Origin of the sequence: Oceanimonas sp. GK1 (assembly GCF_000243075.1) — a bacterium.
Lineage (GTDB): Bacteria > Pseudomonadota > Gammaproteobacteria > Enterobacterales > Aeromonadaceae > Oceanimonas.
In genome coordinates this window covers 14,755-27,647 of sequence record NC_016745.1, presented here as the reverse complement: position 1 = coordinate 27,647, position 12,893 = coordinate 14,755, and the positions used below count along the sequence as shown (strand labels likewise).

14 protein-coding genes and 1 tRNA gene are annotated in these 12,893 nt (G+C 60.9%); 6 read left to right on the top strand and 9 right to left on the bottom strand.

Annotated features, from left to right (window positions below):
* Positions 1 to 49: 49 nt before the first annotated feature.
* Entirely contained in the window at positions 50 to 538 is a 489-nt protein-coding gene (locus GU3_RS00160) for a copper chaperone PCu(A)C (RefSeq protein ID WP_014290525.1), read from the top strand.
* A 164-nt stretch (positions 539 to 702) separates the two neighbouring features.
* Here the strand turns inward: GU3_RS00160 and GU3_RS00155 are convergent, their stop codons facing one another.
* The 6 genes from GU3_RS00155 to GU3_RS00130 all read right to left on the bottom strand — a co-directional run bounded on the left by GU3_RS00155 (position 703) and on the right by GU3_RS00130 (position 4,990).
* A complete protein-coding gene (locus GU3_RS00155) occupies positions 703 to 1,119 on the bottom strand; it encodes a CoA-binding protein (RefSeq protein ID WP_014290524.1) in 417 nt (138 codons plus the stop codon).
* Positions 1,120 to 1,148: 29 nt separating this feature from the next.
* Positions 1,149 to 1,991 (bottom strand): pirin family protein, encoded by an 843-nt coding sequence (locus tag GU3_RS00150; protein WP_014290523.1) that lies wholly within the window; start codon positions 1,989 to 1,991, stop codon positions 1,149 to 1,151.
* Positions 1,988 to 2,989 carry a glutathione S-transferase family protein gene (locus GU3_RS00145; protein ID WP_014290522.1) on the bottom strand — a complete coding sequence of 334 codons (1,002 nt, stop codon included), beginning with the start codon at positions 2,987 to 2,989 and terminating at the stop codon, positions 1,988 to 1,990. Before GU3_RS00145 ends, GU3_RS00150 begins: the two co-directional genes overlap by 4 nt.
* Before the next feature lie 160 nt (positions 2,990 to 3,149).
* Positions 3,150 to 3,584 (bottom strand): thioredoxin TrxC, encoded by a 435-nt coding sequence (gene trxC / locus GU3_RS00140; protein ID WP_193372539.1) that lies wholly within the window; start codon positions 3,582 to 3,584, stop codon positions 3,150 to 3,152.
* Positions 3,581 to 3,991: an META domain-containing protein gene (locus tag GU3_RS00135; RefSeq protein WP_014290520.1), complete on the bottom strand. Its 411-nt coding sequence runs from the start codon at positions 3,989 to 3,991 to the stop codon at positions 3,581 to 3,583. The genes trxC and GU3_RS00135 overlap by 4 nt, the downstream gene beginning before the upstream one ends.
* Positions 3,992 to 4,000: 9 nt before the next feature.
* Positions 4,001 to 4,990 (bottom strand): 2-hydroxyacid dehydrogenase, encoded by a 990-nt coding sequence (locus GU3_RS00130; RefSeq protein WP_014290519.1) that lies wholly within the window; start codon positions 4,988 to 4,990, stop codon positions 4,001 to 4,003.
* Between the two features lie 194 nt (positions 4,991 to 5,184).
* Between GU3_RS00130 and GU3_RS00125 the strand changes: the two genes are divergently transcribed.
* Together GU3_RS00125 and GU3_RS00120 are read left to right on the top strand one after the other, a co-directional pair.
* Positions 5,185 to 5,883 (top strand): MOSC domain-containing protein, encoded by a 699-nt coding sequence (locus GU3_RS00125; RefSeq protein WP_014290518.1) that lies wholly within the window; start codon positions 5,185 to 5,187, stop codon positions 5,881 to 5,883.
* Between the two features lie 53 nt (positions 5,884 to 5,936).
* A tRNA-Pro gene (locus tag GU3_RS00120) sits at positions 5,937 to 6,013 on the top strand.
* 55 nt (positions 6,014 to 6,068) lie between these two features.
* On the opposite strand, the gene GU3_RS00115 is transcribed toward GU3_RS00120, so the two are convergent.
* On the bottom strand, positions 6,069 to 6,986 hold the full coding sequence (locus tag GU3_RS00115) for a LysR substrate-binding domain-containing protein (RefSeq protein WP_014290517.1): 918 nt from the start codon (positions 6,984 to 6,986) through the stop codon (positions 6,069 to 6,071).
* A 206-nt stretch (positions 6,987 to 7,192) separates the two neighbouring features.
* On the opposite strand from GU3_RS00115, the gene GU3_RS00110 reads away from it, so the two are divergent.
* On the top strand, positions 7,193 to 8,005 hold the full coding sequence (locus tag GU3_RS00110; protein WP_014290516.1) for a hypothetical protein: 813 nt from the start codon (positions 7,193 to 7,195) through the stop codon (positions 8,003 to 8,005).
* A 93-nt stretch (positions 8,006 to 8,098) separates the two neighbouring features.
* On the top strand, positions 8,099 to 9,457 hold the full coding sequence (locus GU3_RS00105) for a Na+/H+ antiporter family protein (RefSeq protein WP_041543382.1): 1,359 nt from the start codon (positions 8,099 to 8,101) through the stop codon (positions 9,455 to 9,457).
* Between the two features lie 46 nt (positions 9,458 to 9,503).
* Here GU3_RS00105 and ybcJ read toward each other — a convergent pair whose 3' ends face one another.
* The gene (gene ybcJ, locus GU3_RS00100; RefSeq protein ID WP_014290514.1) at positions 9,504 to 9,719 is read right to left on the bottom strand and encodes a ribosome-associated protein YbcJ; all 216 of its coding nucleotides are present in this window, start codon (positions 9,717 to 9,719) and stop codon (positions 9,504 to 9,506) included.
* Positions 9,720 to 9,996: 277 nt separating this feature from the next.
* Here ybcJ and GU3_RS00095 point away from each other — a divergent pair, with 277 nt between their 5' ends.
* Positions 9,997 to 11,130: an aminotransferase class V-fold PLP-dependent enzyme gene (locus GU3_RS00095; protein WP_014290513.1), complete on the top strand. Its 1,134-nt coding sequence runs from the start codon at positions 9,997 to 9,999 to the stop codon at positions 11,128 to 11,130.
* A 54-nt stretch (positions 11,131 to 11,184) separates the two neighbouring features.
* Here the strand turns inward: GU3_RS00095 and GU3_RS00090 are convergent, their stop codons facing one another.
* Complete coding sequence (locus GU3_RS00090; protein ID WP_014290512.1) at positions 11,185 to 12,867, bottom strand: methyl-accepting chemotaxis protein; 1,683 nt, start codon at positions 12,865 to 12,867, stop codon at positions 11,185 to 11,187.
* Positions 12,868 to 12,893 lie beyond the last annotated feature (26 nt).

Here is a 12,893-nt window from a genome sequence, read left to right as displayed (position 1 = left end):
CCGGCGGTGCCGAGCGGCACCGCACTTTTTTAGGTTAAGGAGTGAAAACATGAACAGAATACGCACTGCCATCGCTTCCCTGCTGTTGCTGAGCGCCACCGGCGCCCTGGCCCATGACTATGAGCAGGGCGGGCTGCACATCGATCACCCCTGGAGTCGTCCGGCCCCGCCCATGGCGGTCAACGGCAGCGCCTATCTGGTGATCAACAACCACGGCCAGGCCGGTGACGTACTGCTCGGTGCCGAGAGCCCGGTGGCCGAGCGGGTGGAGATCCATACTCACGTGATGGACGGCGACATGATGAAAATGCGCCAGCTGGAGACGCTGCCGGTACCGGCGGGGGAGTCCGTTACCCTGGCGCCGGGCGGCCATCACCTGATGCTGATGGGCCTGAAGCAGGCGCCGAAAGAAGGCGAGCGCTTTCCCCTGACCCTGAACTTTGAGCAGGCGGGGGAGGTGGCAGTGGAAATCTCGGTGGAAGCGGCTCATGAAAAACCGGCGAAGCCGGCTCACGACGATGGGCATCAGCACCACTGACAAATAAAAGGGGCCGAAAGGCCCCTTTTCTACTTTTGTTGCATGCGCTTCAAACAGGCATGCAAACATGCCAATGAGGAGAACAAAGGGAGCAGCTTCACGATCGAAGCGTGTCGTGAAGTTGTTCCTTTGTGCGACCTGGCTTCATGGCTGCAGAAGACGATTTACCCCAGCAGTTCCCGGTGCACGACCTTGATGCAGCGGTCTTCCACGTATTCCAGCTCGGCCTCGGCAGCGGCGTCGGCGGCGGCCTGGCTGCTCACGCCCTCCTGCAACCACAGGCACAGGGCCTCGTGCTCGATGGCATCCAGGGCGATGTCGGCGGCGAACTCGCCCCGGCGGAACACGTTGACCAGCTGCACCGGCTGATCCAGATCTTCCAGGCCCGACACACAGGTCTCTCCCAGGATCACGGCCCCGGCCAGCTGAGGGTTGACCGGATAAACCCGGTAGCCCTGTTGCTGCAGGTACTCCATCACCTGGTAACTGGCCCGCTCCGGCCGGTTCGAGGCGCCCACCAGGGCGATATTGCGAGTGTCGGTAAGAATACGTTTCAGGCGTTGCTGCTCCGGCGCATCCATAATGATTTCCTGCTGGCTGAAAATGCCTGTTATACCAGTTTGCCGGCCCGATAATCCATGATCGCCTGCTCGATTTCCGCCTGGGTGTTCATCACGAAGGGACCGTATTGCACCACCGGCTCGTTGAGTGGACGTCCGGCCAGCAGCAGTAGCCGGCCGCCGTTAACGCCTGCGGTGAGCTCCAGGGCATCGCCGGCGCTGAGCAGGGCGCTTTGCCCGTGTGGCAGCCGCCGCTCGTTGATGCTCAGCTCGCCTTCAAAGGCATACACCAGGGCGCTGAGTTCCGCCGCCAGCGGCAGGCTCAGCCGCTCATCCGGGGCCAGGCGAATATCGGCGATCAGTGGTTGCGTCTGCTCGCTGTGGATCGGGCCCTGCCAGACCCGGCCGGCCAGGGCCAGTTCACCCGCCAGCAGCACCAGTTCGCCGCCGTCCAAGGGAATGCGCGGCAGCTGGTCGGCGGCAATGTCCCGGTAGCGGGCCGGCTGCATTTTCAGCGCCGCCGGCAGGTTGAGCCAGATCTGAAAGCCCTGCATGCGGCCGGCTTCCTGCTGGGGCATTTCCGAATGGATCACGCCCCGGCCGGCGGTCATCCACTGCACATCGCCGGGGCGCAGGTGGCCTTCATTGCCCATGTGGTCCCGGTGCAGCATGTGGCCGTCGAGCATATAGGTAATGGTCTCAAAGCCCCGGTGGGGATGGTCGGGAAAGCCGGCGATATAGTCGCTGGCGTCGTCCGAGGCGAAATGATCCATCATCAGATAAGGATCCAGCCGCTGCCCGGGGTGTTGCCCGAGCACCCGGCGCAGCCGCACGCCGGCCCCGTCCTGGGTGTCCAGAGCCGGGTAAAGGGTGGTAATGGAACGTGGTGTCATCTGGTTGCTCCTGATGGAAAGTGGGCTGCCCGATGGTGGGGCTGCCACCAGTCCTGCTGCGGCCCGGTGGAAATAATGCCGTGGGGGTTAATGGTGGCGTGGCTGCAAAAATAGTGATGACGAATGTGCGCCATATTGACGGTATCGGCCATGCCGGGCTGCTGGTAAAGATCGCGTAAAAAGCCGTAAAGGTTGTGATAATCAGCAATACGGTGGCGATCACACTTGAAATGGGTGTGATAGACCGCATCAAAGCGGACCAGGGTGGTCCACAGCCGAATATCCGCCTCGGTCAGCCGGTTGCCCAGCAGCCAGCGCTGCTGGCCCAGGCGTTGATCCAGCTCGCCCAGGGTGTCAAACAGGGGCGTGATGGCCTCGTCATAGGCCTTTTGCGAGGTGGCAAAACCGGCCTTGTAAACGCCGTTGTTGATGTGGTCGTAAATGGTACGGTTCAGGGCGTCGATCTCTTCCCGGAGTGCTGCCGGGTAGTAATCACCCTCGGTTGCGCCAGCATTGTCAAAGGCGCTGTTGAACATGCGAATGATGTCTGCCGACTCGTTGCTGACGATGGTCTGACGCTGCTTGTCCCACAGCACCGGCACCGTGACCCGGCCCGAGTAACGGGCGTCGGCCTGAGTGTAGAGCTGGTGCAGGTAGTCGTGGCCGTATAATGAGTCGCCGGTGCTGCCCTCAACACCGCTGTCGAAGGTCCAGCCGTGCTCGGCCATCAGCGGGTGTACCACCGACACCGAGATCAGGCTCTCCAGCCCCTTCAGCCGGCGCAGTATCAGGGTACGGTGGGCCCAGGGGCAGGCGAGAGACACATAAAGGTGGTAGCGATCCGGCTCGGCGGCAAAGCCGCCATCACCGGTGGGGCCGGGGCGGCCGTCCGGGGTGATCCAGTTTCTGAACTGGCTTTCGCTGCGTTCAAACCGGCCCTTGTTTTTGTCGGTGTCGTACCAGACATCGTGCCAGACGCCCTCGATCAGCTTGCCCATGGAATGCTCCTGTCAATGATGAGTACAGGATCATTATGGATGAACGAAGGCTGGCATATAGCGGGAATATTCGAGCCGAATATTCAAAAAATATGAATGTAGAAAGTCTTGTCCGAACAGAATAATGAGCGCTTTCAGGGCAAAGCGCTCGTAAGGATTATCAATAAAACTGACGCAGCCACTGGCTAAGCTGGCTGGCGGACAGGGCCCCGGACTGGCGGGCGATTTCCTCTCCGTCTCTGAAGGCGATCAGGGTGGGAATGGAGCGAATGCCAAAGCGACCGGCGGCCTGCTGGTGGGCTTCGGTATTGAGCTTGGCCAGGCGTAGCCGGCCGGCGTGCTCGCCGGCGGCGGCCTCAAACACCGGTGCCATCATTTTGCAGGGGCCGCACCAGGGCGCCCAGAAGTCGATAATCAGCGGCAGGCTTTCGTTGGCGAGCAGCCGGTCCAGCCTGGGGCCGTCCAGCTCCAGGGCCGTGGCCGGGGTCAGCGCGGCCTTGCACTTGCCACATTTGGGGCCCTGTTGCAGGCGCTCGGCGGGTACCCGGTTGCGGGCCTGGCAGGCCGGACACACAAGGTAATGTTCACTCATTATTTCATCCAGTCGGCCAGTTCATAGGAAAGGGTGTATTGCTCGCCCTTCAGCTCCAGCTGCTGGCCCTGGTGGCGGACCACGGCGCCCTTGGTGAGGGTATCCAGCACGGCGGTTTCCACCTGTTGTGCCAGGGGCGAGCAGGCCATCTGGGTCACGCCCAGGGGCTCGGCCTTGAGCACGCCCTGCTCCAGGGTGGCACTGCCGAAGAAGCGGTTACAGCCGGCCTGGCCGTTAATGGAAAAGTGCTCGCCGATTTCCAGCTCTGACTGAATGTCTGAGTCGACGGCCACGCCGTCGATGGCGGCCAGCTTCCAGTGATGATGCTGCAGATCCGATTCAACCACTTTCAGGCCGCCGCTGCAGGCGGTAAGCAGCAGGGCGGTGGTGGCGGCAAGGGCGAGTTTCATAAGTGCTCCTTAGTTAATCTTGTTATCGCAGGGCCGGCCATCGGCCAGGCATTGCAGGTTGTCGAGGGTGGTTCGGGCGATAGCGCCCAGTGCTTCGTTCGTTAAAAAAGCCTGGTGTCCAGTGAGAATGACGTTGGGATAGGCTGAAAGCAAGTGGAAGATCTCGTCATCAATGATCTCGCTGGATTTGTCTTCAAAGAACAGATGCTCTTCTTCCTCGTACACATCCAGCCCCAGGTGGCCGATTTTGCCGCTGTTGATGGCGGCAATGGCATCCCTGGCATTGAGCAGGCCGCCCCGGCTGGTGTTGATGATCATCACCCCGTCCTTCATTTGCGCAAAGCTGTCCCGGTTGAGCAGGTGGTGATTATCCGGGGTCAGCGGGCAGTGCAGGCTTACGACGTCGGACGCCGCAAACAGTTGCTCCAGCTCCACGTAACGGGCGCCCAGGGCCAGCACCTCGGGATCTTGCAGCGGGTCGTGCACCAGCAGGGTCATGCCCAGGCCTTTGAGAATACGCAGGGTGGCCAGGCCGATTTTGCCGGCGCCGATAATACCGGCGGTTTTGCCGTGCATGTTGAAACCCACCAGGCCATTGAGGGAGAAGTTGGCGTCCCGGGTGCGCTGATAGGCCTTGTGAATATGACGGTTGAGGCTCAGCATCAGGCCCACGGTGTGTTCGGCAACCGCCTCGGGAGAATAGGCGGGTACCCGCACCACCTCGATGCCGGCGTTGGTGGCGGCCCGGAGATCCACGTTGTTATAGCCGGCACAGCGCAGGGCGATGCATTTGACGCCACCGTCGGCCAGGATCTGAATGACGTCCGCATCCAGCTGATCGTTGACGAACACGCACACGGCGTCAAAGCCCTTGCCCAGCACGGCGGTGTCGGCGTTCAGGCCGGCATCGAACCAGGTGATGTCAAAGCCGTGGTGGCGGTTGTGCTCGGCAAAGGGCGCCTGCATGTAGGGGCGGGTGCTGAAAAAGGCAATTTTCATGAATAAAGGCGGCTCCGTTTGCCGATAAGGTTGTAAGGATTATTGGGCCCGCCGTTCGGCTTTTTCAAGCCGGTGAGCAGGATGGATGCTCTAAAGAGGCTTGCCCGATAGGGTAAATAATGATTTTATGTGAAGGTATTTTTGCCGCTTGATGTCATCACGGGTAACGATGAATATCACCACAGGAGCCACCCATGCGAGTCACCCTTCTCACCGGACAGGCAAAACCGCTGGCGCCGGGCATCGACAGCGCCATCGACAAACAGCCCGTCGGCGCCGCCCTGCTTTGCCGCCGCACCGGGCTGGAAGGAGATGCGCAGGTGTCCACCCGGTTTCACGGCGGCCCCGAGCGGGCGCTGCATTATTATCCGGCGGAGCATTACCCGGTGTGGCGCCAGTGGTTCGAGGGCATGGGGCTGAACGACAGCCGCAAGCGGCTGGTGCCGGGCGCCTTTGGCGAAAACCTGTCCGGCACCGGACTGACCGAAGACAGCGCCTGCATTGGCGATGTGTTTCGGCTGGGGGACGCCCTGGTGCAGATCAGCCAGCCGCGTTCCCCCTGCTACAAGCTCAATGCCCGCTTTGGTCACGATTTTTTCTCGGTGCTGGTGCAGGCCAATGGCCGCACCGGCTGGCTGCTGCGAGTGCTGGAGGAAGGCGTGGTCACCCCCATCTCGCCCCTTGAGCTGATGGAGCGGCCCTGTCCCGCCATGCCGGTAAAGCGGGCCGGCGATATTATGTTCAACCGGGGGTTCGATGCCGACGGGCTGCGCCAGCTGGTCGGAATTGAACAATTATCCGCCAGTTGGCGTAAAAAAGCGGCGGATTATTTGGCCGCCGGTCGGGTGGATGACTGGACCATGCGATTATTGGGCCCAAAAGCGGATTTTTGATGAAAAAGGGCTTGCAAGGGCACCGGCGTTTCGGTACATTCTCGCCCCGTTAACGGCATGTAGCGCAGCCTGGTAGCGCACTTCGTTCGGGACGAAGGGGTCGGAGGTTCGAATCCTCTCATGCCGACCAGATTCATAAAAAGCCTCGCAGCAATGCGGGGCTTTTTTGTTTGCATTGTCCCGTATTATTCTTCGTTGTTGGCCTGTTCGCGCAGCCAGTTCACCAGCTCCCGCGCGCCGGGCTTGCCCATCACCCGCTCCGGGTACACCAGATAATACGCTTTGTTTAGTGGCAGGGTCACGTCCGACAGAGCTACCAGCCGGCCGTCGGACAGCTCGTCGCGAATAAAGGCGCGCTGGCCCAGTAGTAGACCGCAGCCGGCGAGGGCAGCATCGATGGCCATGGACGACAGATTAAAGGATGGCCCGGGGCGGGCCGGGCTGGCCGTGTGTCCCGCGGCCTGCAGCCATTCGCTCCAGTCCGGCAGAAAGCGCCCGTCCCGGCCCCAGTCCACATGGATCATGGCATGGCTGCCAATCCATTCAAATGAGTCTATCACCTTGCCATTGGGCAGGAGTGCCGGGCTGCATACCGCCATCACTCTGTCCCGGAACAGCTCAACACAATGCTGGGACGAGTAGTGCTCATCGCCAAAGGACAGATAGAAGTCGGTAGGATCGTTGCCGAAGTCAATCTGGCTGTGCGTGCCCTGTACCCGCAGCTGAATATGAGGATGCCGGGCCATCCACTGGTGCAGGCGCGGCATGAGCCAGCGGCTGGCCAGGGTGGGCAGGGCGGTGATGGTCAGTACCTGCTCACCCTGATAGCGGGCCAGACTCTGCTGCCCCACCCGCAGCGACTCAAAGGCTTCCTGGGTAAAGGTGAGGTAGCTGGTGCCTGCCTCGGTCAGCTCCACCCCGTGCTTGGAACGCAGGAACAGCTTGACCCCCAGATGATCCTCAAGCTGGCGGATCTGCTGGCTGACGGCAGCCGGGGTCAGGCACAGAATATCGGCGGCGCCGGCCAGGCTGCCGGTTTTGGCGGCGGTCTCAAAGGCCATGATGTTGCTCAGTTTGGGCAGACGGTGACTGGGTTGCTCCATTACATTCCTTCCTTGTCATGTTGCGTCCTGAGGCACAGGTTGGGTGATCATGCGAGCCTGCCGGGCATGAATCAAGTTTGCCGGAGGTGATGAGGGTTAATAAATGTTAATGAGGGGTTAAGTTTTTATCGTTATTGGGTTCCGGTCGGGTTTTGTATGGTGACTGGGCAGTAATCCCCAAGACCTAAACTGACCGGAGCAATAATATGAGCAACCTGAGCGAGCCGACACCCATCCGCGATCTGGACAAGCTGCAGGGCATTGTCGATTGGAGTGTCTACCCCATTGACGACCCCGCCTTTCGCGCCCGTTGCCGCCAGACCCTGGAGCAGACCGGCGCCCTGGTGCTGCCGGGTTTTATGAGGCCGGAGGTGGTGGAGCAGGTAAGGCAGGACGGCCTGGCCAAGCAGCACCTGGCTCATTACACCGCCAAGCAGCACAATGTGTATCTTTCCGAATCCGATCCGGCGTTTGCCGAGGATCATCCGCGCAACGCTAAGGTCACCTCCTCCAAGGGCTGTATCACCGATGATATCGTCGGCCATGATACGCCCCTGCGCACCCTTTACGATGCTGAGGTATTCCGCGAGTTTCTCGGCGAGGTGCTGGAAGAAACCCTCTATGAATACGCCGATCCGCTGTCGTCCATCAACCTGCATTACGCCAGTGAGGGCCAGGAGCTGGGCTGGCATTTTGATAATTCTTCCTTCGCCACCACCCTGCTGATCCAGAAACCCGCCGGCGGTGGTGTGTTTGAATACGTGGAAAACCTGCGCGATGCCGATCGCGGCGACATGAACTTCGAAGGAGTGCACCGTGTGCTGGCGGGTGAGGTCACCCCCAAGAAGCTGAACATGGATGCCGGCACTCTGGTGCTGTTCCGTGGCCGCAACGCCATACACAGGGTCACGCCCACCGAAGGCGACATCACCCGCATGCTGGTGGTGCTGGCCTACAACAACCGGCCCGGCGTGGCGCTGTCGGAAAATGCCCGGCTGACCTTTTACGGCCGTCTGTAAGTCCGTGGTTTACAGACGGACGGCATGGCCGGCCGTCTGCCCCGGTTTGCCGGGGCGCGGGGAGTGTTGGAAGCAAACGACATGGAGGTGTCGATGAATACCATAGTATTGGCCGTACTGATCATGACGGGCCTGAGCCTGTTACGGGTGCCGGTGGTGATTGCCCTGGTGATTTCTGCTCTGGTGGGCGGCCTGCATGCGGGCATGCCGGTGAATGACATTATTGCCGCCTTTAACGGCGGTCTGGGCAGTGGCGCCGTGGTGGCGCTGGCGTCGGCCACTCTGGGCGCCTTTGCGGTGGCGCTGTCGCGCACCGGTATTGCCGATCTGGTGGCGGCACGCATCCTGCGGCTGATTGGCGCGGGTGAAGATGCCACCCGCATGAAATACGTCAAATGGGGCATTTACGGGGCCCTGGTGGTGATCGGCTTTTCCGCCGATACCATAGTGCCCATTCATATCGCCTTTATTCCCATGCTGATCCCGCCGCTGCTGGGGCTGATGAACATGATGAAGCTGGACCGGCGCATCATTGCCTGCGTGCTGACTTTCAGTATTGTCATTCCCTACATGATTACCCCGGTGGGTTTTGGCGCCATCTTTCTCAACGATATTCTGACCCAGAACGTCAATGAAGCCGGTGCCGGTCTGGGGCTTGAGGTGAGCTATGGCATGGCGCCCAAAGCCATGCTGATCCCTGCCCTGGGCATGGTGGCCGGGCTGCTGGTGGCGGTGTTCTTCAGTTACCGCAAACCTCGGGATTACCATCAGGTGGAGTATCACCAGCCGGTCATGGGCGGCAATGACGAACAGCAGCACACGGCCGGATCGCTGTCCGGGCTACAGATTGCGGTGCTGGCGGCGGCGGTGGTGGGGGCGCTGACGGTACAGGTGCTGACCGGATCCATGGTGCTGGGTGGCCTGCTGGGCTTCAGCCTGTTGTCGATTAACGGCCTGTTCAGGTGGAAGGAGCAAGACGATGTGTTTACTCAGGGCATGCGGCTGATGGCCTTTATCGGCTTTGTTATGATCGCCGCCTCGGGCTTTGCCGGGGTCATGAAGGCCACCGGCACCATTCCCGAATTGGTGGCGGGGGCCAGCAGCCTGATTGGCGACAGTCCGTCCATGGCCGCACTGATGATGCTGCTGGTCGGACTGTTTATTACCATGGGCATTGGCTCGTCGTTTTCCACCGTGCCGATTATTGCCGCCATCTTTGTGCCCATGGCACTGAGTTTCGGCTTTTCCCCCATGGCCACTATTGCCCTGGTGGGTACCGCCGGCGCCTTGGGGGATGCGGGCTCTCCGGCGTCCGACTCGACGCTGGGGCCTACCGCCGGACTGAACGTGGATGGTCAGCATGATCACATTCGCGACTCTGTGATCCCTACTTTTATTCACTACAATATTCCGCTGATCCTGTTTGGCTGGATTGCGGCTCAGGTGCTGTAGCTATTCCCCCTCAAAGCAAAAGGGGCCGGACGGCCCCTTGTTGTGCTTATTCGGTGACTGTCACCGTCTGGCCGTTGAAGTGGACGGTCTGCCCCGCCACTATCTTGCAGCGCTTGCGCACTTCCACCTGGCCGTTTACGGTGACGGCGCCGTCGTCGATCACTCCCTTGGCCATGGCGCCCGAGTCGCACCAGCCCAGCACCTTCAGCAGGTTGCACAGGGGAATAAAGTCGTTGCCTTCCAGGCTGAATGTTTCGTTCATGAGTGTTCTCTTGAGTGGTTATTTAATTTGCCTGAAAACTTAAAAATAGTTTTAAGTTTTGCATATTTGCTTGATATTTAGTTTTGTTGATGGTTTTTTTGCTGTTTTGCAACGGGTTGGGCATTATTGACGGTTCTGCCCGGCCGCGTTTCACCCCTGCCTCACAAGACTCAATTGAGAGGTAGCCCTTTGAATGGAGATTGTGCCATTCTTGGGAGTGTTCGGCGGCGCGCCCGCGGCCCTGTTTTCAGTATCGACTACGTTTGAAGAGGTGATTATGTCCGGATTGCTGCCCAATATCGACCCCGATGGTCTGCTGGAATATTCCGTGGTCTATACCGACCGCGCGCTTAACCACATGTCTGCGCGTTTTCAGCAGGTGATGAAGGACATTTCCGCCAACCTGAAAACGCTCTATCACGCCCACTCGGCGGTGATCGTGCCCGGCAGCGGTACCTTTGGCATGGAAGCGGTCGCCCGCCAGTTTGCCACCGGCAAACGCTGCCTGGTGGTGCGCAACGGCTGGTTCAGCTACCGCTGGAGCCAGATTTTTGAAGCCGGCAATATTCCGGCGTCGGAAACCGTGCTCAAGGCCCGCACCATTGAAGACGGTCCTCAGGCCGCCATGGCGCCGGCGCCCATTGAGGAGGTGGTGGCCGCCATTCGTGAGCAAAAACCCGATCTGGTGTTTGCCGCCCACGTGGAAACCGCGGCCGGCATGATGCTGCCCGACGACTACCTGCGTGCCATGGCCGACGCCGTGCATGAGGTGGGCGGCCTGCTGGTGATCGACTGCATCGCCTCCGGCACCATCTGGGTGGACATGGAAGCCTGTGGGGTCGACATTCTGCTGAGCGCGCCGCAAAAGGGCTGGAGCAGCTCGCCCTGCTGCGGTCTGGTGATGCTGAGCCGGCTCGCCCGGGAGCGCATTGAAGATACCCAAAGCAGCAGCTTTGCCCTTGATCTGAAGAAATGGCTGCAGATCATGGAAACCTACGAGCAGGGTGGTCATGCCTATCACGCCACCATGCCCACCGACGCCCTGACGGCGTTCCGCGATACCATTGTCGAGAGCCGGGAGCTGGGCTTTGCGCTGATGAAACAGCGTCAGCAGGAACTGGGGGATCGGGTGCGGGCGGCGCTGGCGGCGCGGGGCATCAAGAGCGTCGCCGCCGATGGCTTTGCCGCGCCGGGTGTGGTGGTGTGCTACACCGACGACGCCGGTATCAAGAGCGGCAGCAAGTTTGCCGCCGAGGGCCTGCAAATCGCCGCCGGTGTGCCGCTGGCCTGCGACGAGCCCGCCGACTTCCAGACCTTCCGTCTCGGTCTGTTCGGTCTCGACAAGCTGAAGAATGTGGACCGCACCGTGGCGACGTTTGAAGCCGCGCTGGACAAGGTGCTGAAGGGCTGATCCCGCCACTTTCCTGAATAACAAAACGCCGCTTCAATGGAGCGGCGTTTTTGATCAGGTCCTGGCTTCGGTCAGCCCCTGGGGCTCGCGCCGGGCCGCGGTCCCGTCGTTGCGCTCGAGTTTAAAGTGGGCGATGTGCCGGGTCAGCTGGTTGGAAGACTGATACACCCGTTGGCTGCTTTCGGAGATCAGATCCGCCACCTGCAGTGCTTCCCGGGATCCTTCGTTGATGTTGATCAGGTTGCGGTTGATCTCTTCCGCCACCGCCGACTGCTCTTCCGAAGCGGTGGCTATCTGGGCGTTCATGTCATTGATGCTCTGTACCTCGTTGAGGATCTGCTCCAGATCTCGGCCGGCGGCGCGCACCACGTCCATGCTGATGGCGGCCTGCTCCTGACTGTTGGTCATGTGTTCTGCCACGGTACCGGCATGGCTTTGCAACTGCTGGATCATGCGCTGGATTTCACCGGTCGACTCCTGCGTACGCAGGGCCAGGGAGCGCACCTCGTCGGCCACCACCGCAAAGCCCCGTCCCGATTCGCCGGCCCGGGCCGCTTCAATGGCGGCGTTGAGGGCCAGCAGGTTGGTCTGTTCGGAGATGTTGCGAATGACCTCCACCACCGAATCGATCTGCCGGGTCTGGCTTTCCAGCTCCTGCATGGCCTGGCCCGCTTCGCCCACCGAATCGGCCAGTTGCTGCATGCTGTCGATGCTGCGCACCACGTCATCGTGGCCCATGTTGGCTTCCTGGTTGGCCTTTTCCGCCGCCGCCGAGGCGTCGTTGGCGTGGCGGGCCACTTCGTGCACGGTGGCGTTCATCTCGTTCATGGCGGTGGCCACCTGGTCCACCTCGTTGAACTGACTTTGCATGCTGGCACGGGTCTGTTTGCTTTTCACGCTCAAGCCCTCGGCCTCGCCGTCCAGCAGGGTGGCGGCCTCGCGCACCTGGGTCAACAGGGCGCAAAGCTGATCGCCCATGGCATCCACTCCCCGGGACAGCTGGCCGATTTCATCGGTGCGGGTGGCGCCGGTACGGGCACCGAGATCGCCCTTGCCAAAGCGGGCGATCACTTCCTGCACCCGGGCCACCGAAAAGGTAAGGGAGCGGGTAATGATGATGATCAGTGCCAGCGCCAGCAGCACCACCAGCATCAGCAGCCCCAGGGATTTGCCCGCCTGCTGCCAGAACAGGGTATTGACGTCGCTCAGGTAAACGCCGCTGCCCACCACCCAGCCCCAGGGGGCAAAGCCCTGTACATAGGAGACTTTCTGTTGCGGACGGTCGAACTGGGGGCCGATATAGGTGTAGTCCACAAAGCCGGCGCCGTTGCTGGCGACGGTGGTGACCATGGCCTGCCAGTGGTGGCGGCCGTCGGCGTCGGTCACCCGGGTCATGTCGCGGCCTTCCTCCTCGGGCTTTTTCGGATGCATCACCAGCCGGTGCTGCATGTCGTTGATCCACATGTAGCCTTCGCTGCCATAGCGCAGGGCGCGCACGGCTTCCAGCGCCAGCTGGCGGCTCTGGCTCTCGCCCAGTTGCTGGCGTTGCTCATAAAAGTGGTTGATCAGGGAAATCGTGGTTTCCACCTGTTCCTGCACCTTTTCCTTGCGAGCACTGAGCAGCTCGTTGTGCAGGCTGCTCATGGCCGAGCCCTGTACCAGCAGCAGGCCGATAAACAGGGTCACGACCATGGCCATCAGCTTGTTGCGCAGACTGAGGTTATTGAAAAATTGCATATCCATCCTCGTGCGGGTTGAGGGTG